General features: G+C 40.3%; 16 protein-coding genes. 9 read left to right on the plus strand and 7 right to left on the minus strand.

The window, feature by feature from the left end; genetic code table 11:
- Positions 1 to 13: 13 nt before the first annotated feature.
- The 5 genes from C1A09_RS13225 to C1A09_RS13245 all read right to left on the minus strand — a co-directional run bounded on the left by C1A09_RS13225 (position 14) and on the right by C1A09_RS13245 (position 9031).
- Positions 14 to 3046: an efflux RND transporter permease subunit gene (locus C1A09_RS13225; protein ID WP_101544982.1), complete on the minus strand. Its 3033-nt coding sequence runs from the start codon at positions 3044 to 3046 to the stop codon at positions 14 to 16.
- 12 nt (positions 3047 to 3058) lie between these two features.
- Positions 3059 to 4111, minus strand: a complete 1053-nt coding sequence (locus C1A09_RS13230) for an efflux RND transporter periplasmic adaptor subunit (protein WP_101544984.1) — start codon at positions 4109 to 4111, stop codon at positions 3059 to 3061.
- A gap of 117 nt (positions 4112 to 4228) precedes the next feature.
- A complete protein-coding gene (locus C1A09_RS13235) occupies positions 4229 to 6541 on the minus strand; it encodes a family 65 glycosyl hydrolase domain-containing protein (RefSeq protein ID WP_101544986.1) in 2313 nt (770 codons plus the stop codon).
- An 80-nt stretch (positions 6542 to 6621) separates the two neighbouring features.
- A complete protein-coding gene (locus C1A09_RS13240) occupies positions 6622 to 7995 on the minus strand; it encodes an SLC45 family MFS transporter (RefSeq protein WP_101544988.1) in 1374 nt (457 codons plus the stop codon).
- 31 nt (positions 7996 to 8026) lie between these two features.
- Positions 8027 to 9031: a LacI family DNA-binding transcriptional regulator gene (locus C1A09_RS13245; RefSeq protein ID WP_101544990.1), complete on the minus strand. Its 1005-nt coding sequence runs from the start codon at positions 9029 to 9031 to the stop codon at positions 8027 to 8029.
- A 528-nt stretch (positions 9032 to 9559) separates the two neighbouring features.
- Between C1A09_RS13245 and C1A09_RS13250 the strand changes: the two genes are divergently transcribed.
- The 4 genes from C1A09_RS13250 to C1A09_RS13265 all read left to right on the plus strand — a co-directional run bounded on the left by C1A09_RS13250 (position 9560) and on the right by C1A09_RS13265 (position 17880).
- Positions 9560 to 12526, plus strand: coding sequence for a SusC/RagA family TonB-linked outer membrane protein (locus C1A09_RS13250; protein ID WP_101544992.1), 2967 nt, complete (start codon positions 9560 to 9562; stop codon positions 12524 to 12526).
- A gap of 12 nt (positions 12527 to 12538) precedes the next feature.
- Positions 12539 to 14176 carry a RagB/SusD family nutrient uptake outer membrane protein gene (locus C1A09_RS13255; protein WP_101544993.1) on the plus strand — a complete coding sequence of 546 codons (1638 nt, stop codon included), beginning with the start codon at positions 12539 to 12541 and terminating at the stop codon, positions 14174 to 14176.
- A gap of 27 nt (positions 14177 to 14203) precedes the next feature.
- Entirely contained in the window at positions 14204 to 15649 is a 1446-nt protein-coding gene (locus tag C1A09_RS13260; protein ID WP_101545136.1) for a SusF/SusE family carbohydrate-binding protein, read from the plus strand.
- A 173-nt stretch (positions 15650 to 15822) separates the two neighbouring features.
- Positions 15823 to 17880 carry an alpha-amylase family glycosyl hydrolase gene (locus C1A09_RS13265; protein WP_101545138.1) on the plus strand — a complete coding sequence of 686 codons (2058 nt, stop codon included), beginning with the start codon at positions 15823 to 15825 and terminating at the stop codon, positions 17878 to 17880.
- A gap of 15 nt (positions 17881 to 17895) precedes the next feature.
- Here the strand turns inward: C1A09_RS13265 and C1A09_RS13270 are convergent, their stop codons facing one another.
- Positions 17896 to 18879 (minus strand): GNAT family N-acetyltransferase, encoded by a 984-nt coding sequence (locus C1A09_RS13270; RefSeq protein ID WP_101544995.1) that lies wholly within the window; start codon positions 18877 to 18879, stop codon positions 17896 to 17898.
- 75 nt (positions 18880 to 18954) lie between these two features.
- On the opposite strand from C1A09_RS13270, the gene C1A09_RS13275 reads away from it, so the two are divergent.
- From C1A09_RS13275 to C1A09_RS13295, 5 genes are all read left to right on the plus strand, one after another.
- Positions 18955 to 19491, plus strand: a complete 537-nt coding sequence (locus C1A09_RS13275) for a nitroreductase family protein (RefSeq protein ID WP_101544997.1) — start codon at positions 18955 to 18957, stop codon at positions 19489 to 19491.
- A 2-nt stretch (positions 19492 to 19493) separates the two neighbouring features.
- Positions 19494 to 19829 carry a hypothetical protein gene (locus C1A09_RS13280; protein ID WP_101545000.1) on the plus strand — a complete coding sequence of 112 codons (336 nt, stop codon included), beginning with the start codon at positions 19494 to 19496 and terminating at the stop codon, positions 19827 to 19829.
- A gap of 1 nt (position 19830) precedes the next feature.
- Complete coding sequence (locus C1A09_RS13285; protein ID WP_101545002.1) at positions 19831 to 20619, plus strand: Rossmann-like and DUF2520 domain-containing protein; 789 nt, start codon at positions 19831 to 19833, stop codon at positions 20617 to 20619.
- A 25-nt stretch (positions 20620 to 20644) separates the two neighbouring features.
- Positions 20645 to 21175, plus strand: a complete 531-nt coding sequence (locus C1A09_RS13290) for a KdsC family phosphatase (protein WP_101545004.1) — start codon at positions 20645 to 20647, stop codon at positions 21173 to 21175.
- 63 nt (positions 21176 to 21238) lie between these two features.
- Entirely contained in the window at positions 21239 to 21826 is a 588-nt protein-coding gene (locus tag C1A09_RS13295) for a Maf-like protein (RefSeq protein ID WP_101545006.1), read from the plus strand.
- An 11-nt stretch (positions 21827 to 21837) separates the two neighbouring features.
- Here the strand turns inward: C1A09_RS13295 and C1A09_RS13300 are convergent, their stop codons facing one another.
- On the minus strand, positions 21838 to 24036 hold the full coding sequence (locus C1A09_RS13300; RefSeq protein WP_101545008.1) for a tetratricopeptide repeat protein: 2199 nt from the start codon (positions 24034 to 24036) through the stop codon (positions 21838 to 21840).
- Positions 24037 to 24082 lie beyond the last annotated feature (46 nt).

Below are 24082 nucleotides of genomic sequence, written 5' to 3' on the forward strand. Positions count from 1 at the left end.
TAGTAAAATCATTTTATCCTTTAATCTTATGTATGGCGCAATATGCTACAGGCAATACGAACAGGGTCAATGCCGAAGCCACTAATAGCCCTCCCATGATTGTGGCTGCCATACCACCGAACATGGCATCGAACAATAATGGGAGCATACCTAAAATGGTAGTACCGGATGCCATCGCTACCGGAACAATACGGGTGATGGTCGCGCTGATAACCGCTTCGCGCGGTGTTTTTCCGGTAGCAGTTTCTGCATCAATCTGATCTACCAATACAATTGCATTCTTAATATTCATGCCAATTAGCCCCAGTAAACCGAGGATAGCGAAGAAATCGAACGTTTTACCCAGTAATAATAACCCCGATACAATGCCGATAAAGATAAGCGGCAACATCAGTAAAATAACAATCGGTTTACGATATGTCTTGAATAAGAATAACAGGGTGACAAACATGAGAAAGAACGTCAATGGCAAATTGGCGGCTAAAGCAGCATTAGACTCTGCCTGGCTTTCTTGTTCACCGAAAAACTTCATTTTATATCCCTCGGGGATATCAATCTCTTCCTGCACTTGTTTCCATATACGGTTGAAGGCGGCGGTGGCATTCACGCCACGGCGAGGATCGGCTTGTGCCATCATTACCATTTGACGGTTGTAGTTCTTTATATTAGAGAATTTATATTGGAAATCGAAATTACTGACTACCTGTTCCAGTGTCGTCGTTTCAGGTGTAGTACCGAATACAGGCAGAGTACGTAGATCGTTGATGTGGAAAGAACCTGTAGTGTTGTTTTTCAGTAGGATAGGAAGAACTTGGTCTCCTTGACGATATTCTCCCAACGTCATTCCATTTGTTCCGATCTGAATACTCTGTGCCATACTTTGGCGGGATACTCCTAACGGCTGTGCACGTTCTTGGCTATATATCGGTTTCCACACAGGTATCTTATTTCCCCAAGAATTGCGTATATTGATAAGCTCATTATCATGGTGCATTATTTCCAATGCTTGATTAGTCAGTTGTACCAGTGTGTCTACATTGTTACCGATAAAACCGATTTCAATAGCGGCATCTACCGCAGGAGATAATTTAAACAGCGTGGTACGAGTGATGGCATTGGGATAATTCACCTTCATGTAGGTATCTAACTTTTCCTCGTATTCTTTAGTGTATTTACTTTCTGTCAACTCTACCAGAAGATTGGCAAAGTTGGGCTTTGGACCAACGGAGGTCGATGCCAGATAATAACGCAACGGAGTACTTCCGAAGGTAACGGAAACTCGTTTCACTTCCGGTTGCTGCATTAAATGAGTTTCCACTTTCTTCATTTCTTTTTCCACATCATTGATACTGTAACCATCTGGATAGAATACATCTGCACGGAAATAGGGTTTGTCCAATGATGGGAAAAAATTTTGAGGCATTAATCCCATGATGACAAGGGAGAGGATAAATAAAACGACCATGCTTCCCAATGTCAATACTTTCTTTCGTATCAATACGCTGAGTATGGAGGCAAATTTGTGATAGAACGGTTTGTCATACGGATCTTTGATAATATTACCGGTTTTAGCTTTCAATATGAAATTACCGAAAGTTGTAGTCTGCGTCAATGCCAGTACCCAACTCAAACCCAGCGAAATAGCAAGAACTATAAATAAAGGTTTTACGATTTCGGCAACAGAAGAGGGAGCCAGATATAACGGTAGAAATGAACAGATGGCAATAAAAGTTGCACCCAGCAATCCCCATTGTGGCCCGGTAGCCCCTTCTATCAGGGCTTTCCGTCTGTTTACGCCACGGGCTATGGCTATTTGGGCATTATCCGTCACCACGATGGCGTTGTCTACCAACATACCCATTGCTATGATAAATCCTGCCAGTGAGGTTCGATTCAAACCAACCCCCAGAAACGACATGATAAGCAATGTACCTCCGATGGAGAATATCAGGGAAGAACCGATAAGCAAACCTGCACGCATTCCCATCACCAACATGATGATGACAATTACAATCAGGATAGATTCTATCAAATTAATGATGAAACCATTATTCGCTTCTTTAGCTATGACGTTTTCAGGATAAAGACTTTCCAGTTCTAATCCTACGGGGATGAGAGGCAATAGTTCGGCAAGCTTTTCATCAACCAGTTCACCGGTTCTCACTACATCTTTTTGCGGGTCGGTAGAGACTCCGATTCCAATGGCGCGTTTCCCGTTTACGTGCATGATGATACTTGGAGGATCTATATAACCTTTTTCAATGATAGCTATATCACCTAGTTTGACCTGTCCGCCCGGAGTAGTGATTATCTGATTACGGATATCGTTGACAGTTGTATATGTACCATTTGCCACAATACGCAGTTGCTGTTCACCTGCACTGATTTCACCGGTATTGATAATTTGGTTTTGAGATTGCAGTAAACTTGCCAGTTGTTTAGGGTCAATACCCATCCCTGCCAGTTTGCTTACGGAAATAAAAATGTTGATTACTTCCGTCTGTGTACCGAAGAGGGCTACTTTCATTACACCGTCAGCGGTGATGACCTGAGTCTTGATACGTTCGGCCCAGTCGCGCATTTCTTCGTATGAGAAACCGTCATCGCCAACCAAACCATAATAGATACCGAACACATCACCAAAGTCATCCGAGACGGTTGGGATAGAAGAACCGACTGGTAATTGAGGTTGTATATTGAGTACTTTACGGCGTAGTTCATCCCACTTTTGCGGTATAGATGCGGCAGAAAGTGACGGTTGCAACTCGAACGTAATTTTTGAAAGCCCGTACATGGACTCTGATTTTATTTTATATACTCCACTCATACTCTGTATTTCGCGGGAGATAGGTTCGGTGATGAGTCGTTCCACTTCGGCCGGTTCGGCTCCCGGATAGCGTGTCATGATGACCGCCGTCTTGATGACGAAGGGCGCATCCTCTTTCTTTCCCAAACGACCGAATGAGAATATACCGCCGATGAGCAATACAGCGAGGAAGAAGTAGATAATCTTTGTGTTTTCTAATGAGTATTTGGCTAAGTTCATAATGAATATCGTTTAGTTAATCACCTTTATAGTTTGTCCCTCTACCAGTTGGTGAACTCCGGCTATAACAATGGTTTCTCCCGGTTTCACTCCTTTGGAAATGAGTAGATTTGCTTCACCTGTCGGTGAATATACGGTTACTTCACGACGACTGACTTTATCATTGTTTATTATCCAAACATATGTCTTTTTATCTCCACTCTCGCCAAATACCGCACTGAGGGGAATATTCATCATTTTTTCTTCTATAAACGGAGCGATATCCGAAGCCAACTTGATGTTACACGTAAATCCCGGTTTAACATCATATATGCTACGGTCGAAGGTAGGGTCATCGATTATGATGGTAACCGGAATGCCTGTACCGTCTGTCGATATATCAAGATACTCTTCTAACCTGGCATTGAATATTTTCCCTTTATAAGTGTCGAATTCCACTTTAAACGTAACATCTTTGGCACGGAGCAGATAGAGGTAATCATCGGGTATGGTAAATTTGATACGTAACTTTTGGGTATTTACCAACTGTACGATACTTTCTCCAGAGTTGACACGTTGGTAGTTTTCTACCAAACGTTTTTCGATGGATCCATCGAAAGGAGCAGATAATTTCGTATCCCGCATGTTGTTGGAAGACAATTCGTAAGCGGATTTTGCTTTTTGGTAATTAGCTACACTGATCTCATATTCTTGCAAGGAAATGGCTTGGCGCCCCAGCAGGCGCTTGTTGCGCTCTACTTGTGCAGCCGCCGTTTCGTATGTAGCTTTGTCTGCTGCATATTGTAAGGCAATATCCCGTGGATCGATGGCGGCAATCAGTTGTCCTTTTCTTACCCGCTGCCCTTCTACTACCGGAAGATTAATGATTTGTCCACTGACACGAAATGCCAGTTTTACATATTCTACTGCTTCCACCATACCGGAGAAATCTTTGTGAATAACCGACTGTGAGCTGACAGTAGCGGTTTTTACAGGTCGGATGAGAGGGGGATCTTCCCCCTTTTTGTGCCCACAAGACGTAATTACAAGCGTCGTAATCAGGGCGAAGAGATACATTCTTTTCATTTCCTTTTGGCTAAAAACAAGTATTTTATTGTTCTATTAGGGTATAAAGGTCTAAGCTTGAAAAACGAAAACGATTTTCAAGTTTATAATTGTACTGTCCAAACAATGTATATAAGTTTATTCTACTGTTTTGATAGTCAAATCTAACCCTTGTCTTAGCTCATAAACGTTTTGGTAGACCTGTATGTTCAGTTTATTTCCAGTAGTAAGAGAGATTTTTATTTCTTTCCCAATATGTATATGTAAGGTGTTTCCTAAGTAATTTACTTTGAATGAGTAACTATCCCATTTTTGGGGTATGACAGGGGAGAATTTCAGTATGCCGTCTAGTATTTGCATACCGGCAAAACCACGTACAATGGCGAGCCAGCTACCCGGCATACTGGTGATATGTAGTCCCTGATCGGCTTCATTATTATAATCATCCAGATCGAGACGCGTGGTATGCAGGAAAAGTTGATATGCTTTTTCTACTTTACCGATACGTGCTGCCAATATGGCGTGAATATGAGGAGAGAGTGAGGACTCATGTACGGTCATAGGTTCGTAAAACTCAAAGTTGCGGCGAACAGTATCCGTATCGAAGTTAAAATAATAAAGGTATAGGCCAAGTAAGACATCACTTTGTTTGATGTAACATGAACGGAGGATGCGATCCCATGACCAATGCTGGTTAATAGGACGTTCTTCAGCGGGAATGGTGTCTACACTTTGTAACACTTTATCCATATAACCATCATTCTGTACAAAAATACCCTGCTCTTTATCTTCGGGTAAATACATGTTTTCGATGATATCTTTCCAGCGTTCACTTTCTTCCGTATACTTGAAGTTGGTGATACGACGTATACGTGTATATTCGTCGGGGTATTCCCGAGCGATGATTTCAATGTATTCAAGGGTCGTTTTGAGACATTGTATACATGAATAATTAGTGTACCAGTTATTGTCTACATTGTTTTCGTATTCATCCGGACCGGTGACTCCCAAAATTACGTATTTCTGTTTCGGTGTTGAGAAAGACACCCGTTGGCTCCAGAAGCGGCAGATGGCAATCATCACCTCCAAACCATAGTGTGCTATGTAATTCAACGAACCATTTATTGCTGCATGTTGGATAATGGCATAAACAATGATATTATTACGATGGATTTCTTCGAATGTAATTTCCCATTCGCTATGACATTCTTCTCCATTACTGGTTACTTGTGGAAAAAGAGCTGCACCATTATTAAAACCTAGTTTCTTGGCATTCTCTATTGCGTTGGGAAGCTGGTTATAGCGATATATCAACAGGTTTTTCACAATTTCCTTAGGAGTGGAAAAGAGAAAGAACGGCACACAGCATAGTTCGGTATTCCAATAAGTATTACCACTATATTTCTCCCCTGTGAAACCTTTCGGACCGATATTCAGGCGCGGGTCATCTCCTCGGTAGGTTTGGTAGAGTTGGAAAATATTGTAACGGACACCTTGTTGGGCTTCCGGGTCGCCTTCGATAATAACATCGGTTTCATTCCAGATTTCCTGCCAGGCTTTTTGGTGTTCTTCCAATAATGTATTCCAGCCGATGAGCTTGGCTTGCGATACTTCTGAAACGGATTGTTCAATCAAGTTATGCCGTTCGTAATAAAGTGAAGATGTGATAGCTACATATTTGATAAGCGTTATAGTATCATCAGGTTTTACATCGACACCTACACTGAAACCGGTTTGTTTACCCTTCTCTATCCGTATAGGGTTATGAGTGGCTTCCTTATTATTTTTTAGTAGTTGATAGGTCATTGCATAACATATTTGCGCATCTTCCCGTCGTGTTTGCGTCCAAAGATATGCACAATCATGGGTACCTCCTGAACGGAGGATATTCCAGATTTTTTCGCCCGGTTGTTCATTATCATCTACTATATGTCCGTCAAGAATGGGAACAAATGATATCTTACCACTATAATTGAGTGAAGTAACGCTGTATTTGATGAGGCATAGATTGGGATGTGCCATATCCGTGATATGCTCCACATGTAGGCGTAGTTGGTTACCTCGTGGAGAAGTAACCTCTACGTCACGATATGAAATACCGGCTTTCATGTCGAGCCTGCGGTAAAAACTATTCACATCCCATTGGGCGAGATCCAATTCTTCATCGATTAACCGGAGACTGATACGGCTCCAGTCGGCTGCATTGGGAATACGGGTAAAAAATTGGGGAAAACCATTTTTCCACCAATTTACCCGGGTTTTATCTAAAAAAGTGATGCCCCCGACAAAGCTCCCCCGGTAACTATCACTACTATAAGGCTCCTCAAAATTTCCCCGTTGGCCGAAACGACCGTTCCCGAGACTGAATATACTTTCCGACATCCGTAGGTGATCGGCATGAAAACTATCTTCGATGATATTCCATTCATCAATTTTGAGGTATTTCTTCATGGCATGTGTTTTCTGTAGTTGTCGCCGTAAAGATAAGCAATACACAGAAATAAAAAAGAAAAGCGAGGACAAAATAAATATCAGTCTACCCTTTCTCCTTTGGTCTCTTTGATGAGATACACACAAATCGCTCCGATAATCAACATTACACCTGCCATTACCAGCATGTTGATTTCAGGAGGGAGCATACCTTTGGGGGTAAACTGGGCGAGAATAGTTCCACCTAAAGCTGCCGCTACAATTTGCGGGATACAGATAGTACCGTTGAACAGTCCTAGATAGGTACCCATGTGACCACCGGAAAGTGCATTTGTCAGGATGGTGAAAGGTAGTGCCAACATTGCTGCCCATGCGCAACCGATAAGCAGGAAGGATACAAACAAGACATATTGATTGTGCACGAAGAAGGTGGATATAAAACCGATACCTCCCAATACAAGGCTGAGAGCATAAATAAAGCGGCGATCCTTGAACATCGGGATACAGATAGCCCATATTACGGAACCGATAGCTTGTACGGCAAACAGTACGCCTACCCAATTGGCAGCTTCCTGATATTGAAGACTCTTGGTGTCGAGAACTATTTTACTGATACCGTTTGTGATATGTTCCACAGTAGGAGCATCGAATACATTGGCGGCAATGCTTCCGTTCGTATAAGTCCACATGAACATGAAGGCGAACCAACAGAAAAACTGTACCAGTCCTACTGTCCAGAAAGCTTTGGGAGCTTTGATGAGTAGTCTCAGCATATTCGTTTTTTCATGTTCTTCTTCTTCCGTAATGCCGTGGTACTCTGCATATTCGGCAGGTGGCATTTCTTTTACCTTGACAGAAGTATAGATGACGCACAATATCAATATGGCCGCTCCGATATAGAATGAATAAATTACAGAGTCGGGAATTACTCCTTGCGGAGCCGTATTGCTGAGGCCTATCCAAGCAAATATGAACGGGAACAAATAACCCACTAGGCTGCCGGCGTTGCATAAGAAACTTTGGATGGAGTAGGCTAGTCCTTTTTGTTTTTCATTTACCATGTCGCCCACCATCATTTTGAAAGGTTGCATTGCCATATTGATGGAAGTATCCAGAAACATTAAAGATACCAGTCCGAAAATCATTGCTGTACTTACCGCCATGCCAAAACTTCCTGCGTTGGGTAACAAACACATTACGATGACGGCAACCAGCGAACCGATAAACAAATAGGGGATACGACGTCCGAAGCGAGTCCACGTCTTATCACTGGCAGCTCCTACAATAGGCTGTACCAATATTCCCGCCAATGGTGGCAATATCCAGAAATAACTCAGATCATGTGGGTCGGCACCCAATGTTGAAAAGATACGGCTGATATTTGCACTTTGCAAGGCATACGCAATCTGTACGCCGAAAAAACCAAAGCTGATATTCCACAGCTTCCAGAAACTTAAATCGGGTTTTGCTTTCATGGTTCTAGTATGATATTAGATATTAACTTCTTTACTTCGTCGTTCCCCTCACCACAAGATTGGTTTTCACAATTTTATTATTGCTTTTTTCTTCGCCTTCCAACTTATCTATCAGGATGCCGAAAGCGCTTTTACCAACTTCTTCCCCATGTTGTTCTACGGTAGTCAGTTTAGGATCGGTATTTTGAGCTATCGCTCCGTCCGTGAAGCCACAAATAGAAACTTCATCCGGAACTTTTATTCCTACCAGTTTGCAGGCGTAGAGAATACCCGATGCCGTTTCATCGTTAATGGCAAAGAAACCATCCGGACGTTTGTCTTGTTCCAGCAGATCGGGTGTGATGGCGATAGCACGTTCTCTTGTATCACAGAACTTTATCATACTGTCATCCACCGGAATTTTATATTTCTTCATGGCATCCAGATATCCGTTACGACGATTTTTAGTGATTTCCAGATGAGGGGCGGCACCGTAGAATAAAATGCGTTTACATCCTGTCTGAATCATATATTCCACTGCGGCAAATGATCCGGCATAATCATCCACAACCACTCGTTCCGTTTTCAGTCCGGTACAGATTCGGTCATAAAATACGATAGGTATGTTATTGTTCAACAATTCCTGATAATGGTCGTATTGAGAAGTATCTTTAGTTAACGATGATATTACACCACAAACACGGGCGGCAAGGAAAGAATGCACTATTTTTACCTCCTGTTCGTAGGACTCATTACTTTGTGCTACTATTATATTATAGCCTGCTTTAGCTGCCGCAGTCTCTATCCCGCTCAATACACACGAAAAGAAATGATGTACCAGTTGCGGCACAATCACCCCGATAGTATTGCTGCGGCTTGCTCGTAGGTTGACTGCCAGCACATTCGGCTTATAATTATGTTCACGCGCGTATGCATGGATAAGATTACGAGTTTCCTGACTGATGTCCGGATTGTCTTTGAGGGCTCTTGACACAGTAGAAGGGGAGACATTCAGTGCACGGGCAATATCCTTGATAGTAATCTGTGGTTTATTCATGGGTTAGATTTTATTTTTCAGCTTCCAAAGATAATGCAAAAATAGGAGTATTGGTAGATATAGCCCTCTTCATTGATAGTTATTAAGTTAAGTTGTAATGCAAACGATTGCATATATGTCCATTAAGGTATGCTGCTCATCAATGCCCCAATGGTTATCGTTTCCTATAGGGGGGAACTCTCGTTCCCTTTCGCGGAAACGCCAGTTCCCTTTAATGGAAACGCTGGTTTCTTTTAACGGGAACGTCGGTTTCTTCTAATGGGAACGAAAGTATCTCATTACGAAAACGGAAATACTAGGAAATAGGGAGAACGGAGTGAAAAGGTTTTCAATTTAACTGAGAGGGTCTCTAATGGGTGCAATCGTTTGCGTACTAACAATTGCATATTTTGTATCATTCCTATTCTTTACTAATTTATTAAATCATATTTTTGTTGCATCACACTGTGAAGAATAAGAGCTAAACGAAACTTAGATTTCGAAGTATATATAGGTAATTAATATTGTTAACTTTAATTTATTAAATGCATGAAGCAAGTTAATCTTAGAATCTATCGAACGATTCTTCCCCTTTTATTAGGGTTATTCTTGTCTGTAGGCGCTTATGCACAGAACATCACTGTGAAAGGTAATGTAAAGGATGCAATGGGTGAACCCATTATCGGTGCTAATGTACTACAAAAAGGTACTACAAATGGAGTCATTACTGACATTGACGGTAATTTTTCACTGCAAGCTCCTAAAGGAGCAATGCTCGTCATCTCTTTCGTAGGATATGTTTCAACAGAAGTACAGGTTGCTCCAACACTCAATGTAATTTTGAAGGAAGACAGCGAAATACTGGATGATGTGGTTGTAATCGGTTATGCCACTGGAAGTCAACGTACTGTTTCGGGAGCCGTACAAAAAGTAGGACGTGAAGAAATGAATGCCGGTGTGGTAGTAAATCCATTGGCGGCGATTAAAGGAAAAGTGGCCGGAGTCAATATCCAGAAGAGTGGTAGTGACCCGACGGCATCACCTGCCATTCGTGTGCGTGGTACAACTTCTTTGACCGGCGGTAATGATCCATTGGTTATTATTGACGGTGTTTTCGGCGATCTGGGTATGTTGAATGCGATATCTCCTGCTGATATTGAGAATTTCACAGTGTTGAAAGATGCCTCTGAAACAGCGCAGTACGGTTCACGTGGTGCGTCTGGTGTTATTGTTGTAACTACCATTAAAGGTAAAAACGGTGTGAAGAGCTTGAGTTATGATGGTAGTTTCGGTATTGAAACCGTTTATAAGAATTTGGATATGTTGAGTGCCGATCAATATAGAGCAGTTGCCGAAGCACGAGGTATCAATATTTTGGATAAGGGTTATAGTACCGATTTCATGGATGAAATGCAGCAAGTAGGATATACCCAAAACCATCGCGTTTCTTTCTCTAATGGTAATGACGATTCTAATTATCGTGCTTCCATTGGTGTTATTGATCAGAAAGGTATCATCAAGAACAATACTATGCGTAACTATACGGCTAAATTGGATGCTGTACAGAATATGTTCAACAATAAATTGAAACTGGAATTCGGCATGTTCGGTTCATTGAAGCAGAGCCGTTACGTAAACGACTATCAAAAGACATTCTATTCTGCAGCTTCTTATAATCCCACCTTCCCGAGTTTTAAGAATCCGGAAACCGGTACTTGGGATGAGAATGCTGATGCCAATGAAGTACAAAATCCATTGGGACGTTTGGATATTGATGATCGTGAGACAAATGCTTACATTAATACTAATGCCCGTATTACTTATAGTTTCACGGATGATTTGAAATTAAGCGCATTCGGTTCGTATACTTATAATGTCAAGGAAAATAAGAAGTATATTCCTACTTCCATCAAGGCAGGTATGAGTAATCGTGGTGAGGCGTATCGCGGTGATAATAAGTCACAGTCTGTTTTGGCAAACTTGATGTTGACTTATAAGAAAGCCTTCGGTAAACATTATATTAACGCTTTGGCATTAGGTGAAATACAGCGTGTCACTAATACGGGGTTTGGTGCTACGGTACACGGATTTAGTTCAGACGATTTCATGTACAATAATCTGCAAGCTGGTGCAGTACTGAAGTGGGGGGACAATACTTCTTATTTCAACAATCCAAGTTTGGCTTCCTTCATGGCACGTGTCAACTATTCGTATGCCGATAAATATATCGTGACAGTGAATGCGCGTACCGATGGTTCGTCCAAGGTGGGTGCCAATAATAAATGGGCATTTTTCCCCTCTGCTTCTTTGGCATGGGTACTGAAGGAAGAAGGTTTCTTGAAAGATGTAGATCTTGTTAGTAATTTGAAGTTGAGGGCTGGTTATGGCTTAGCGGGTAATCAGGATGCCATCAGTTCCTATAACTCTCTTTCTTTGTTGAGTCCTAATGGTGTGACTACTGTGAACGGTGTTCCTGTGGTGACTATGGGTGTTACTCGTAACTACAATCCAGATTTAAAGTGGGAGGTTAAGAAGACTTTCGATGTAGGTGTGGATTTCGGTATGTTTGACGAACGTCTGACGTTGACCTTGGATTATTACAATTCAAAGACCACTGATTTACTCTACAATTATGATGTGAAGGTTCCTCCTTTCACTCATCCCACATTACTTGCCAACATGGGTGCCATGCGTAATACCGGTTTTGAAATAGCATTGGGTATTACTCCTCTGAAAACAAAAGATATGGAATTGAATATTAATGCCAACGTCGCTTTCCAAAAGAATAAGTTGCTTTCTTTGAATGGTACATATATGGGGCAGGAAATGACTGCCAAAGAATATATGAATTTAGGAGGAATGAATGGTGCAGGTTTCATCGGCGGTTATAATCAGATTATTTATCAGATGGTTGGTCAGCCTGTAGGTGTATTCTATTTGCCCAAATGTGATGGATTGGTAGACAATGGTTTCGGTGACTATACTTATCATATCCAAGATATTGATGGAGTGGAAGGAGTTGACTTGGCAGACGGAAAGGATCGTTATGTGGCAGGTCAGGCTATGCCGAAGGCTTTGTTGGGAGCTAATGTAAGTTTCCGCTATAAACAGTTCGATATTCAGGTACAGATGAATGGCGCTTTTGGACACAAGATTTACAACGGTACTTCATTGTCTTATATGAATATGAGCCAGTTCCCTACTTACAATGTAATGACTGAGGCTCCGGCAAAGAACATCAAGGACCAGACCGTTACCGATTATTGGTTGGAAAAGGGTGACTACCTGCATTTTGACTATGTGACTTTAGGCTGGAATTTGAATACCAAGAATTTAAAGAATATCAATTCTTTACGTTTAACGTTCTCTGTGAATAATTTGGCCACAATAACAGGTTACTCCGGCCTCTCTCCAATGATTAACAGCACAACGGTAGGTAGTGACCTTGGTATAGACGATAAACGTTTCTATCCGTTGTCTCGTACATATTCATTAGGACTTAGTGTTAATTTTTAATTCAAGGAAATTATGAAAAGAAGAATATTATATAGCATGCTGATTGCAGCTGCAACAACACTTGGCTTCTCTTCCTGTGACGACTTCTTGGGAGAAAACCCGAAAGATCAGATTACGGAAGAACAGGCTTATTCCAATTCTACATTGGTATATTTAAATACGGTGGCTACACTTTATACACAAGTGGGTGCTAATGGTGGAGGTTCCGGTTTACAAGGAACTGACCGAGGACTTTATGACTTGAACACTTTTACTACGGATGAGGCCATCCTTCCTACACGTGGGGGGGACTGGTATGACGGTGGTTTGTGGCAAGGTTTGTTCAAACATGACTGGGGTACTAAAAATGATTTGGTAAAGGGTTCTTGGGATTATCTTTATAGAGTAGTGGCACTTTCTAATACTTCTTTAGATAAACTAAAAGAAATATTGGAGAATGATCCGCAAAATAAAGTTGTACCGGGCTATATATCAGAAGTTCGTGCATTTCGTGCCATGTATTACTATTATCTGCTCGATATGTTTGCTCGTGTTCCGTTGGTAACTTCATCTACCATGGCTATGGAAGACGTGAAACAGTCTGAACGTTCTGCTGTATTCAATTTTGTATGGACCGAACTACAGGAATCTGTTGCTGATTTAAGTGATGCACACAGTAATTTAACTGGTGAGTATTATGGTCGTATGACAAAACCGGTGGCTTATTTCCTTTTAGCTAAACTGGCTTTAAATGCAGAAGTTTATATGGATGACAACTGGATAGATGCTACAAAATTGGACGGTAAGAATATTAAGTTGATTGTGGATGGTACTGAAATGAATGCATGGCAGGCTACTATTGCTTACTGTGATAAAATAAAGGCTCTTGGATATGATTTGGAAAAAAAGTTTGAAGCAAACTTTTCTTTAAAGAATGAGTCTTCGGTAGAAAATATTTTCACCATTCCAATGGATGCGAATTTATATAAAAATGAATTTTATAATTTAATCCGTTCCCGCCACTATAATCATGGTAATGCTTACGGGCAAGGTGGGTGGAATGGCTCTTCTGCGACAAAAGAAGCTTTGGATGCGTTTGGATATAATACAAATAAACAAGATCCGCGTTTTGAATTAACTTATTACGCAGGTAAAGTTGAAGGTCCGAATGGAGTGATAAAGATGGATGATGGTTCGGATTTGGTATATGTACCGGAAGATGTTACTTTAGATTTGTCTAACAAACCGAATGAAAAGACTGCTGGTGCGCGTATGAAGAAATATGAGTTGGATGCTTCTGCTACCAATGACGGTAAGTTGCAAAGTAATGATATTGTCCTATTCCGTTATGCTGATGTGTTATTGATGAAAAGTGAAGCGAAGGTTCGTAATGGTGAAAGTGGACAAACTGAGTTGAATGATGTGCGTAAACGTGCTGGGGCTTCTTTGGATGTAGATGCTACCTTGGATAATCTACTCGCTGAACGTTTGAGAGAGTTTGCTTGGGAAGGTTTACGTCGTCAAGATTTGATACGTTTTGGTAAGTTCACTCGTGCTTACACAGATAGGCCACAGTTGAAAGAAGAGGCAAATGGATATACTACTGTATTCCCGATTCACGAAGATGTATTAAGCTTGAACACTAAGCTGACACAAAATTATGGTTATTAAAAGTTGAACGATTTAACGGAAAATAATATGAAAAAGATATTTCAATATGTGACAACTCTTCTGTTGCTATTAGTGATAGGAACAAGTTGCGAAGAAGGTAATGATAACTGGAAAATCATTACAGAAGCACAGACGGGAACATATATCACAGGAGATGCTACTATATATAGCGCAACGGCAACTTCTTCTCAACTAACTACTGCTCCATTAGATAATGCACCTGATGGTACTAATGTAGTAGGTATTTATACATGGCTGAAGGCAAGTGGTAGCTTCAATATTTTGAATGTAGATGCTGAAGGTAATCAAACTGTTTATGGCAGAGGGGAAGTAATATCTTCTACACCTGCTGAGACAGTTGCATTATCTGCCAACGGTGAGGCTTTTAAGGTTGCAACTGATGGATTATATTATATAGCTATGAGTATGGCTGATAAGCAGTTGACTATTATTCCTGTAGGTTTTGGAATTATAGGTGATGCTACTCCATTGCAGTGGAATGGTGAAACTTCTATGGGAACAGCTTCTTATGATGAAGCTCAGGCTTCTGTGATATTTAGTTTGGAAGGTGTGACTTTGGACAAAAAGGAAATGAAGTTTCGTTATTCTGGTGATTGGGGGATGTCTATTCCTTACCAAGGGGCTACTGTCAAAATTCATACTAATATGGGGGGTACTGGCGATGCTGCAACCTCAATTTCGGAATCTTTTAGTGAATGTAAAGGTGGAGGTCAGAATTTTAAGATTGATAAAGCCGGTATTTATACTGTAACATTAAAGTTGGATTTACGTACCGGCAAATTCTCAGCCAAGGCTGTATGTACAGCAGAGGATACAACCACTGCTGAACTTCCAGAAAAGATGTATATTAACGGTGATGCATTTAGTGAGGGATGGAGTTGGGATGTAGCTCCTGAAATGATACCTGTTCATAGTCATGATGGTATGTTTTGGGGGATTTATTACATGAAAGCCAATAATAAAATGAAATTTAATCATGAAAGAAGTTGGGACACTGGTGAAAACTTTGGTGCGGAGAATGAAGATCCTAAAGGATTTGGTGAATATAATACAGGAGGAAGTAACTTGGTAGTAGACCATGACGGTTATTATATGATTATTGTTTCTTGTACTCTTTCTGCTGATAAAAAGTCTGTAAATAGAAAGGTGATATTGGTTGAACCGCAGATTTATTTGGTAGGAGGATGTGCTGGCAGTTGGGAACCATTGGCCAAAGTATCTTTCACATTAGGTACAGACGGTACATATCAAGCCACGACTGTTGGTGCCGGTGATTTGCGTATCTATGCAGAAACAGGTATTGATGGTGTTGACTGGTGGCAATCTGAGTTCGTTATCAAAGAAAGTAAGATTGAATACCGTGGTAAAGGTGGAGATCAAGAACCGCGTGTGCCCATTGAAGGTGGTAAAGTTGTAAAATTGGACTTCAGAAACGGTACAGGCAGTTTCTAATATTAAATTGTGTAAGATAAGTATGGCAAGGCTGTTTGGACGTTACTGAACAGCCTTGTTTTCATGCAAACGTTTTCGAAACCTCTTTATAACTTTAGGTTTCAAAGTTCACTCTATATTTCGGTTTCTTCTCTATCTTTGAATAAAGATAACTAATGAAAAAATCTAATAACATGAAGAAGAATAAGTTTATCTCTTTTCTGATGTATTGTTTGCTGGTATGTTTCATGCTGGCATGTAGTGATGATAATCCGGCATCGCCTGTTCCCGAACCAGATCCCGAACCTTCGGGAGAATGGGAGAATTTAGTTGCTACTCCTATAGAGTGGGATGGACAGAAGCGTGCAGATATTTCTTATCAATTGCTGGTATATTCGTTTGCCGATAGTAACGGGGATAAGTGTGGCGATTTTAAGGGGATTACTGATAAGTTGGAGTACCTGAACTCGTTAGGTATAAACGCTATCTGGTTATCACCTATTCATCCAGCAATGTCTTATCATGGATATGATGTAACAGACTATACGACTGTAAATCCTGAATATGGAACAATGGGCGACTTTGAACAGCTGGTAACCAAAGCACATAGTCTGGGTATTAAGATTTATCTAGATTATGTAATGAATCATACTAGTAAAGATCATCCTTGGTTTTTAGACGCGAAAGCGTCTGCTGAGAGCCCATATCGTGATTACTATATTTTCTCACAAAATCCACAAACTGATATTGCAGCTGGTAAAATAGCAATGATAAGTAAAGAAGGTGGGAATGGATATAATAAAGGTGAGTGGTTTTCTGTAAGTACGGCTTTTAAAGGATGTTATAAATTTGTACTTGATTGGTCTGATTCTTCTAAACCGACAGTAACAGTAACGGAAGCTTCTGTTGTCGATAATGATAATCCGGATACAAGTACGAAGGAAGCTAAATATCTTTATTATGGAAACGGGGTCTGTAAGAAATTCTATGATAAAGGTAATAATAAATATGAATTAACGGTTAATTTGGATACAGACTGGGGCTTTCTGATTCGTACAAGTAATACCACTTGGGATGGAGGTACAAAATATGGTGCATCTTCTCTTTCTTCCAAAGTAAAACTGGGAGAGGCTTTTGCTATAACCAATTCTTCACCTGAAAATATTTTATTTGACTCAATGAGTTTATGGTACTATCATTCTCATTTCTATACCGACTGGTTTGCAGATTTAAATTATGGTTCGATAGAGAATGCTGCTAATTCCCCTACATACAAAGCTATTGCTTCGGCTGCTAAAGGATGGATTGATAAAGGGGTGGATGGTTTCCGTTTAGATGCCGTGAAACACATTTATCATAGTGCTACTTCCGATGAAAATCCTCGTTTCCTGAAGATGTTCTATGATGATATGAATACATATTATAAGCAAAAAGGAAATACTGATGATATTTATGTAGTGGGAGAAGTACTTTCAGAGCATAATGAGGTAGCGCCCTATTATGCAGGACTTCCGGCATTATTTGAATTTTCATTCTGGTATCGTTTGGAGTATGCGATAAATAATGGCCAGGGTTGTTATTTTGCAAATGATATTCTTTCTTATCAACAAGAATATATGCAATATCGTCAAGATTATATCGAAGCTACTAAGTTAAGTAATCATGATGAAGATCGTGCTGCTTCCAAGTTGGGTAAATCAGAAGCTAAGGAAAAATTGGCTGCTGCTGTATTGTTAACTGCACCGGGGCATCCCTATATCTATTACGGTGAGGAGCTGGGGCTTTATGGAACAAAAGAAAATGGTGATGAATATGTACGTAGTCCGATGTTATGGGGAGACAACAACTACACTACTGCTTATACTGATAAGATTGATGCAACCTTAGCTTCTAATATAAAACCTGTGACCGACCAGAGGGAAAATATCAACTCTTTACTGAATACATATCTTACCTTCACAAAGCTACGTAATACATATCCTGCTTTAGCCGAAGGGGCAATGACGAAACATAGTACTTATAATGAGAGTAATACAACTACAGGTAAAACCATTGCTGCATGGTACATGACTAAAGGAAACGAAAAGATGCTGGTTGTTCATAACTTTGGAAACTTATCTGTAGAAATTTCACTTTCTGATAAGATAGAGAAAGTAGTAGGGGTATCCGGTACAATTCAACAAAAGAAAGATATACCTTCTTCTATAAAAATGGGTGCTTACAGCTCAGTCGTTTTTAAAATCATCCAGTAAATTGAATAATAGAGATTACTCATACATTTTGATCAGCATCCGATTCAGCCATTCCCATTTAAAGCGGAACCAGCGACGGGTGCTGATTTGTTTTCCACCAAAACGAAGTACAAATTCCCGATAACCATGTTTACGGAACGGTAAACCTACGTCCATAAATTCCAGATGGTGATATCCACGTTGTTTGGCGTCGTGCAATGCATACCATACGGCAAGAATACCGGGATATTGCAGTGCATACGTTTTTCGCATTCCACCGGAAAACCATAGATATGCACTTTTATCTGAATAGATACAAGCGCTTCCACCGATAATTTTATCTTTATAAGTCACGATAAAGATACGACTTTGGCGGCTCCTCATCATTTGTTTTTCAAGTTGCTGGAAAAAATCTTTGCTTGGAAAATGGCGGCGTATCTTGGCTGAATATACTTTGTGAAGCATATGAGCGAAGTCTCTGATTTCTTTTGCTGTATGTGCCTCGCGTACTTTAGCTCCATTCTTTAAACCTTTCTTTATTTGACGGATGCGTGAAGGACTAAACCATTCTTCTGCCTGTGCAACAAGGTGTAGTGAGTTACGTACACGTAACCAATTGATGGCAAAATAATGATTTTCACGAAAAACTTTATAACCGAACTTGGCATTATCCAAATTACGAAATTCGATAAGAAAGGCTTCTCGCAAAGCTTCGTCTGTAAGTCGTTGTAGCATATCACTAAAGATTGTTTCCCGATCTACTAGGTTATCAAAATACTCTCCTGTACCATAGACTTCACACCGCTTAATGATACCCGGTGGAAACAGACGTACACTTTTTCGTATTGCAGCAAGTAACTTGGCTATAGGTTTCCCTTCTTCGGAAGCGACAATGAGCAGAGGAGTATATCCCGGTGTCGCTTCGTAGATACGAAACAATTCGGTGGAGTGGAACGTGTTTGTACCCGGTAATTCGGGTATTAGGCTTCCTCGGTAATATGTAGTCAGTTTCAAGGGCATTACTGCAAATTTAGAAAATAATCTCGTATCTTTGCATACATTAATAAAGTATTCACACTAAAACAGTATACACAAATGGAAAGTTTCAGCGAATTGATAAAAGTCCGTCGCAGTATGCGTAAATTTACGGAGGAAGAATTGACGCAAGAACAGGTCGTTACACTAATGAAAGCAGCGTTGATGGCACCTACCTCAAAGCGTAGCAATTCTTGGCAGTTTATTGTAGTGGATGATAAAGAGAGTCTCAAAAAATTATCTTTTTGTAAGGAACAGGCATCACAATTCATTGCGGATGCTGCGTTGGCAATTGTAGTCGTTGCCGATCCGTTGGTTAGTGATGTGTGGATTGAAGATGCTGCTATTGCATCTATTTATTTGCAACTTCAGGCTGAAGACATAGGCTTAGGAAGTTGTTGGGTGCAGGTTCGAGAACGGCTTACGGCTTCCGGTATATCTTCTGGTGAATATGTACACGATATCCTTGATATTCCATTACAACTGCAAGTACTTAGTATCATAGCTATTGGACATAAAGGTATGGAACGTAAGCCTTTTAATGAAGATAATTTGCAATGGGAAAAAATTCATCTTAATAAATATGGAGGGAAGTAACGGTGAGTGCGGCGAAAGCAAACAATAATCGGGATACATATAGAGCCACCGCTATCACGCTGATTGTTTTCGGTATTCTTTATATGATAGATAAGCTTATACATTTTTCGACATTGGGGTTACCTTGGGTGATGAATAAGGATAATTTCTTGCTTTATACGGCAGTGGTTTTCTTGTGTTTCAAGCGTGATAAGTCCGTAGGGCTGGTACTCATAGGATTGTGGTTGATATTGAACTTTGGGTTGATAACAGCATTGCTTGGTACAATGTCTGCTTACCTTTTGCCTGTGGCATTGTTAATAATCGGTGGTATATTATATTTAATTTCAACTAGGTAAGATGAAAAGAAGTATAGAAGACACCTCCATTGTCTTTATTGGTGCTGGAAATCTAGCAACTAATCTGGCGAAAGAACTTTATTATAAAGGCTTTCGCATAGCTCAGATTTACAGCCGGACAGTAGAAGCAGCGCAGGTATTGGCGCAAACCGTTGAGGCGGAGTATACAACAGATTTGTCTACTGTAATCAATAATGCACGACTTTATATAGTTTCCTTGAAGGATACGGCTTTTGTGGAACTGCTTCCTGAGATTATTTTGGGAAAGGAGAAAGGTTTGTGGGTGCATACAGCTGGTAGTATCCCGATGAATGTGTGGGAAGGACAGATTGAACGATATGGGGTGTTTTATCCCATGCAAACCTTTAGTAAACAACGTAAAGTAGATTTTAGCGATATACCTATTTTTGTAGAGAGTAATTCGGCAGAAGATACCCGTTTTTTGAAAGATATCGCCGCTGTTCTTTCCGAAAGAGTATATGAAGCAACTTCTGAGCAAAGGAAGAGCTTGCATTTGGCAGCAGTATTTACTTGTAACTTTACAAATCACATGTATACTCTTGCCGCTGATTTATTGGAGAAATATGAACTGCCTTTCGAGGTGATGTTGCCATTGATAGACGAAACAGCCCGTAAGGTACATGAACTGAATCCTCATCTTGCACAAACCGGTCCTGCTATACGTTACGATAAGAATGTAATCAATAATCACTTGCAGATGCTTGTCGATGAACCCCAAATACAGGAACTGTATCGGTTAATAAGTGAGAGTATACATCGTTTGTCCTGAAAAAACTTTATTAAAAAGATACAGCATGAGTACAATCAATTACGATTTGCAGAAGATAAAAGCCCTTGTTTTTGACGTGGATGGCGTGTTGAGTGCCAATGTTATTTCCATGAGTACAGATGGAGAGCCATTGCGTACAGTGAATATAAAAGATGGTTATTCCTTGCATCTGGCTGCTAAGTTGGGTATTCCATTGGGTATTATTACAGGTGGACGTACCGAAGCTGTACGTAAACGTTTCCTTGCTTTGGGGCTGGCAGCGGAAGATATTTACTTGGGATCTTCCGTGAAAATTCATGATTATCGGGATTTTCGTGATCGTCATGGTCTACGTGATGAGGAGATTTTGTATGTGGGTGATGATATTCCCGATATTGAGGTGATGACTACGTGTGGATTACCTTGTTGCCCTAAAGATGCCGCTCCGGAAGTAAAGGAGGTAGCACGTTATATTTCCCATCAGAAAGGAGGATATGGTTGTGGGCGTGATATCGTGGAACAAGTTCTAAAGGTGAAGGGACTCTGGATGGCAGATGAAAGGGCTTTTGGGTGGTGATACCGATACAATACCGTAAATTGAAAAGTAATAATTAGTGATTTGTAATCAGCAAATGTTGTTATGCTAGATATTTTAAAGAAATACAAAGTAATACTCGCTTCTAATTCTCCTCGCAGGAAGGATTTATTGGCCGGATTGGGTGTGGACTATGAAGTACGTACTTTACCAGATGTAGATGAGACATATCCTGATACACTGAAAGGGGCTGATATACCTCTCTTCATTGCTAAAGAAAAGGCAAATGCCTATCTGAATATGATGAAGCCAGGAGAGTTGATGATTACCGCCGATACTATTGTTTGGCTAGATGAGAAAGTACTTGGAAAGCCTAAGGATAGGGAGGATGCCATGTGTATGTTAAGAACAATGTCTGGCCGTACCCATGAAGTTTTTACAGGTGTTTGTCTCACTACGACAGAATGGCAACGTAGTTTCACTGCACAGACAGAGGTTCGTTTTGCAGAACTAAGTGAAGAAGAAATCACATATTATGTAGATACTTACAAGCCTATGGATAAGGCTGGGGCATATGGTGTACAGGAGTGGATCGGTTTTATCGGCGTTGAAAATATCTCGGGGAGTTATTATAACATAATGGGACTTCCGGTACAAAGACTTTATAAAGAACTTGTTCAGTTGAAAGTTTAAATCTTAAACTTTCAACTAATCAAATCCAACATCAACGGCATATCTTTTTCATCTATGCCTTGCTTGATAAGCGTTTTCTTATCTTTGTCAAACATTTCGAGGAATGTTTCCCTGCTTCCACTTTCAATAGCAGCTTTTCTATACAATTGGGTTGTCTTCTCCAAATTGCCCAACTTCCATGCCACATGTCCTGCATTGAGAAAATCGGTTACAATGGGTTTTAATTCAAGTACCTTGTCGTAATACCTCATGGCTTGTTCATGCTTTCCGCTGATAAAAGAGCACCACCCTATAGCGCGCCATGCTTTGACACAATTATTCTCCATCAGATCCAATTTGAAGAAATATTGTAAGGCTTCCTCATATCGTTCCAATTCTGCCAAACAATTTCCAATATAAAACAGTATGTTGCGATTATCAGGTTGAATACTTTCCGCTTTTTTGTAATATTCGAGGGCAGAGTTGAAGTTACGCATCTGGCGATAACATGTAGCAAGATGGCGGATAGTCCATACATGGTCGGGTTTCAGTATATCTGCTTTGCGATAGGCATCGATAGCTTCCTTATAGTGCTTTTCTTTCTGCAAACAGTAACCTGTTTTTTGAAAAATATCAGCATTGGCAGAATTCATATCTATTACTTCCTTATAAATCTCCAATGCTTCAACTGGGTGTTCCTTATGGAAGTGGAAGTCGGCAACAGCAACCAGTAATTCTGGCTTCTGCAAGATATTTTTTAATGCCGGGATACGATGTAATGCAATTTCTTCCTTGAAAATATCACGAAACTCATGACGGCGCTGACTCAGTTTGAAGAAACGATATAGATCGTGGATATATTGATTACTGATAACATCTGGCCGTTGGGCATATTGTCGTAAACCAGATGATTTGTTTTCATCCATCAGTTCGTTTAAATCCTGCGAAGTCATTTGACTTAGCATCATGTTACGTTGGGCTTGAGGAATGTGTGCCATTGTAAAGCAAAGCGAATATTTATCACTGTTACAGAAAAATCCCGATTGTAATATTAGAGATAAAACAGCATTGTCATTTGTTGGTTTTAACCCGAATTCATGGATAATGCTGGAGTGATACATATCGAATGGATAGAACCAATTATGTGGGTTCTGGAAAAATGGATAACTCTTGAGTTGTGCAAAAGTACTCATGTATACATCGGCACCTTCTAACTGTAATTCATTCATTTCTCGTATTTTATCTCCTAATCCCGATTCCTCAAAGGCCTTTTCCCAGTCAGGGTTACGGTCATTCTCTTCAGCAATTTCCTCAAAACCAAATTTCATATTACGCATGATACCTACGTTTTTCATCATTTCTGGAATGATTTCTTCACGCATTTTTTTGTCAATCTTTTCTGTCTCCTGGCTACGAAGTAGTTGGATGTACACACGATTTAACTGTTTACCGAAACTTCCGTCTTCATTGAATAAAGAAAGACGTGCCATAAGTTCCGGGTAAAGAGATAGTCTGTAAGGATGTACATGCAATATGATGGTAATTGCCACTAATGCGCGTTGGCTGACCTGTGTATCTGCATGGGTGGTTGCATCCAGCAACCATAGAAATTTACGAGAGTCGAAACATTCCATCAAACTAAGCATGACAGCGCCTATGAACATGCATAGATCATTGGCAGGTAAAAGTTCCGAATCTAAAAAAGCTTTAGCCTGTTGCTCGTTTTCCATGGTCCAGCTACTGTTTCCCCATGTGGTGAGGAATAAATATTGTCCGGTTTCCTCATGACGTTGCAAGACATTATCTAGTCCTTGTCTATTATCGGGCATCAGTTGGCAGACAGCCAGATCATCAGGAAATGACTCCAATATTTTCAGCCAGTCAAGTATGGAGTAATCTTTTGTCATATTTATCTTGTTCTTATGAAGAGCATGATAATAACGAATTGAAACTCCGTTGAGCAAGCTGATACGAGTTTGATCGGCAATCTCCCAGGTATCGGCGAGAAGTTGCCGGTAGAGTTTTTGTCGTTCAGGATCTTTTATTCCTTGTCGCATATATTGTAGCATATACTGATAGGAGACTTTGGTCTGTTCCAATCTGGTACGTAGCGTCCAGTCGCTACAATTCCAAAGGAAAGCTTCCAATTGAGACTGTGCCTCTTTCAACCGCTTCTGTTGCAACAGGATAATGATTTGTTGATATTGCTCTTGTATGGCTTGCTCATTCATAAATTCGTATTCTTTTAAGTATATATTCTACAAATATACAAAAAGG

The sequence above is a fragment of the Bacteroides cutis genome (genome assembly GCF_900241005.1).
Taxonomy (GTDB): Bacteria; Bacteroidota; Bacteroidia; order Bacteroidales; family Bacteroidaceae; genus Bacteroides; species Bacteroides cutis.

Bases quoted from the DNA above. Each gene is read 5' to 3' on its own strand.
- C1A09_RS13225 (WP_101544982.1), bottom strand. From the start codon at position 3,046: ATGAACTTAGCCAAATACTCATTAGAAAACACAAAGATTATCTACTTC.
- C1A09_RS13230 (WP_101544984.1), bottom strand. From the start codon at position 4,111: ATGAAAAGAATGTATCTCTTCGCCCTGATTACGACGCTTGTAATTACG.
- C1A09_RS13235 (WP_101544986.1), bottom strand. From the start codon at position 6,541: ATGAAGAAATACCTCAAAATTGATGAATGGAATATCATCGAAGATAGT.
- C1A09_RS13240 (WP_101544988.1), bottom strand. From the start codon at position 7,995: ATGAAAGCAAAACCCGATTTAAGTTTCTGGAAGCTGTGGAATATCAGC.
- C1A09_RS13245 (WP_101544990.1), bottom strand. From the start codon at position 9,031: ATGAATAAACCACAGATTACTATCAAGGATATTGCCCGTGCACTGAAT.
- C1A09_RS13250 (WP_101544992.1), top strand. From the start codon at position 9,560: ATGAAGCAAGTTAATCTTAGAATCTATCGAACGATTCTTCCCCTTTTA.
- C1A09_RS13255 (WP_101544993.1), top strand. From the start codon at position 12,539: ATGAAAAGAAGAATATTATATAGCATGCTGATTGCAGCTGCAACAACA.
- C1A09_RS13260 (WP_101545136.1), top strand. From the start codon at position 14,204: ATGAAAAAGATATTTCAATATGTGACAACTCTTCTGTTGCTATTAGTG.
- C1A09_RS13265 (WP_101545138.1), top strand. From the start codon at position 15,823: ATGAAGAAGAATAAGTTTATCTCTTTTCTGATGTATTGTTTGCTGGTA.
- C1A09_RS13270 (WP_101544995.1), bottom strand. From the start codon at position 18,879: ATGCCCTTGAAACTGACTACATATTACCGAGGAAGCCTAATACCCGAA.
- C1A09_RS13275 (WP_101544997.1), top strand. From the start codon at position 18,955: ATGGAAAGTTTCAGCGAATTGATAAAAGTCCGTCGCAGTATGCGTAAA.
- C1A09_RS13285 (WP_101545002.1), top strand. From the start codon at position 19,831: ATGAAAAGAAGTATAGAAGACACCTCCATTGTCTTTATTGGTGCTGGA.
- C1A09_RS13290 (WP_101545004.1), top strand. From the start codon at position 20,645: ATGAGTACAATCAATTACGATTTGCAGAAGATAAAAGCCCTTGTTTTT.
- C1A09_RS13295 (WP_101545006.1), top strand. From the start codon at position 21,239: ATGCTAGATATTTTAAAGAAATACAAAGTAATACTCGCTTCTAATTCT.
- C1A09_RS13300 (WP_101545008.1), bottom strand. From the start codon at position 24,036: ATGAATGAGCAAGCCATACAAGAGCAATATCAACAAATCATTATCCTG.